The sequence below is a fragment of the Anaerolineae bacterium genome (genome assembly GCA_014360855.1).
Taxonomy (GTDB): Bacteria; Chloroflexota; Anaerolineae; order JACIWP01; family JACIWP01; genus JACIWP01.
In genome coordinates, this window is record JACIWP010000366.1 from 1 (window position 1) to 2,470 (window position 2,470).

Below are 2,470 nucleotides of genomic sequence, written 5' to 3' on the forward strand. Positions count from 1 at the left end.
GGATCATCGCTCCGGGCATGGCCCCGCAGCCGGGCATGATGTACCATTTCGAGGGCACGTTCGCGCGGCCGGAGTACCTGGAGCTGAAGAACGGCGTCATCGGCGATCCCACCAAGGCCACCCGCGAAAAGGGAGAGAAGCTGGTGACCCGGACCGTCGATTACATCGTAGAGCTGATCAATGACATCATGACGCGGTGGCCGGTGGGCGTGAAACCGCCCGTAAAATAACGGCGCCATACAACGCAAGGCCAGAGCTACGCTGACCTACTCCACATCTGAGGAAGCGAAATGGATATGAACATGAGAAGGTTCGAGGGCAAAGTAGCCATCGTTACCGGCGCTACGCGGGGGATCGGCGCCGCCTGTGCGCGGGAATTTGCCAAAGAAGGCGCCAAGGTAGTGGCGGTGGGCCGCACCGTGGACCTGGGCGAAGCCGTTGTGCAGGATATCCGGCGCGCCGGCGGAGATGCGATCTTCATCCAATGCGATGTCAGTAAAAAGGCCGATGTGGATGCCATGATCGCTCGCACGGTCGAACACTACGGTACCATTGACATCGTGGTCAATAATGCCGGCGTCAACCACAGCGCCAACTTCTTTGACACCACGGAAGAAGATTGGGACTGGGTCATCGCTGTGGACCTGAAGGGCACGTTCTTGGTGAGCCAGGCGGCCGCACGCGTGATGGTCGCGCAGCAGAAACCTGGCGCCATCGTTAACCTGTCCTCGGTCATGGCCCAATTGGCGCTGGCAGACCAGATCCCGTACTGCGCGGCCAAAGGCGGGGTGACACAACTCACCAAGGCCATGGCCCTGGCGCTGATCCCGTACGGCATCCGCGTCAACGCCGTAGCCCCTGGGCCCGTGATGACCGAGCTGATGGAGCGGGTCGTACACACTCCCGAGAAGATGGCTGTGCTGATGGATCGTCTGCCCATCGGGTACATTGCTTCCTGTGAGCAGATTGCCCGGGTGGTTCTCTTCATGGCGAGCGAGGACGCCGGCTATTTCGTCGGCCAGACGGTCTTCCCGGACGGGGGCCGTTCGATCCAGGGATTTCCCCGGCACATGGAGAAGTAACGATGTCACAACCGCGCGTAGGGTTGATCACGATTGGCGACGAACGGCCCCACGAATGGGAAAAGGTATTCCGCCGGCTTACCGAGCCCCTGCATGCCGAGGCCATCGCCTTTTTCCAACGCCAGCCGGTCGAGCTCATCGCCTTTGAGTCAGTGGCCCGTTCTCGCGAGGAGATCGAACAGCAGGCCGATGCCATCACAGCCGCGAAAGCCGATGTCTTGATCGCCCATATCCCCTGTTGGACGGAGCCCAATCTCGTGGTATATGCGGTTCAGAGGGTGGGACTGCCGACGGTTCTGCTGTCCAATAAAAGTCCCGCCACCCATGGGACGGTGGGACTGCTGGGCGCGGCCGGCGCGCTGGATCAGGTCGGCTATCCCCATCTGCGCGTGCGCGAGGACTTCCACAGCCTGCACCTGGCCGGCAAATTGCTCTCGTTCATCCGGGCCGCGTACGCGGTCCGACGGCTGCGGGGCAGTGTCTTCGGGCTGTTCGGCGGACGGAGCCTGGGGATCGACACAGGCTCGTTTGATCCCATGCAGTGGAGGAGGATGTTCGGGATCGATACGGAACACATCGACCAGCTCGAGATCATCAGACGGGCAAATGACCTGTCCCCGGAACAGGCCCATCCGATGGTGGAATGGTTGACCGGGAAGGTGAAACGAGCTGACCTGAATACAAAGGGGTTGACAAGGGAGAAGCTGAACTTCCAGGTCCGCTGTTATCTGGCGACCCAGCAGATCATCCAGGAGCGACAGCTTGACTTCATCGCGGTGAAATGCATGCCGGACCTGAGCAATCACTACGTGCCGCAGTGTATCTCAGCGGCGTTCATCCCCAGTCCATATGATGCCGCCGGCCCCAAAGAACCGGTCGCCATGGCCTGTGAAGCGGACGCCGACGGCGCGCTGACCATGCATATCCTGAAGCTGGTTTCGGGCGGCACACCTCCCTTCTTTGGGGATGTCAGTTTCCTGGATGACCAGACCCGTACCCTGTATATCCCCAACTGCGGCGCGATGTGCTCCTGGTACGCACACCGTTCTGCCGAGCCGGCGGAGAATCTGGCACAGATCGAACTGCTCCCCTCCATCCGCCCCGGAGGCGGGGCTGTCACGTATTTCCAGATGGCCCCCGGACCGGTGACTCTGGCGCGGCTGTTCCGGCGCAGGGGGGAGTATTACATGGCAATCCTGGCCGGCGAGGCCATCACTCCTCCTGAGGAGCAATACAGAGCTTTCGTGGAAGCGCGAGGCTCCCATCAGCTTCCCACCGCTTTCGTACATCTGGAGGCCGATTTTGACCGCCTCATCGCCGAATTTGGCGCGAATCATATCTCCGGGGTGGCGGGACATTATGTGGCAGAGCTGTGCCACGTCTGCGAA

At 61.1% G+C, this 2,470-nt stretch carries 3 protein-coding genes; all 3 read left to right on the forward strand.

The window, feature by feature from the left end; translation table 11 throughout:
* On the forward strand, window positions 1–230 hold a 230-nt coding region (locus tag H5T60_14040), incomplete at its 5' end, for a creatininase family protein (protein ID MBC7243553.1).
* Window positions 231–302: 72 nt separating this feature from the next.
* Window positions 303–1,082 (forward strand): SDR family oxidoreductase, encoded by a 780-nt coding sequence (locus tag H5T60_14045; GenBank protein MBC7243554.1) that lies wholly within the window; start codon window positions 303–305, stop codon window positions 1,080–1,082.
* 2 nt (window positions 1,083–1,084) lie between these two features.
* Window positions 1,085–2,470: L-fucose isomerase (locus H5T60_14050; GenBank protein MBC7243555.1), on the forward strand; the 1,386-nt coding region annotated here is incomplete at its 3' end.

Bases quoted from the DNA above. Each gene is read 5' to 3' on its own strand.
- H5T60_14045 (MBC7243554.1), top strand. From the start codon at position 303: ATGAGAAGGTTCGAGGGCAAAGTAGCCATCGTTACCGGCGCTACGCGG.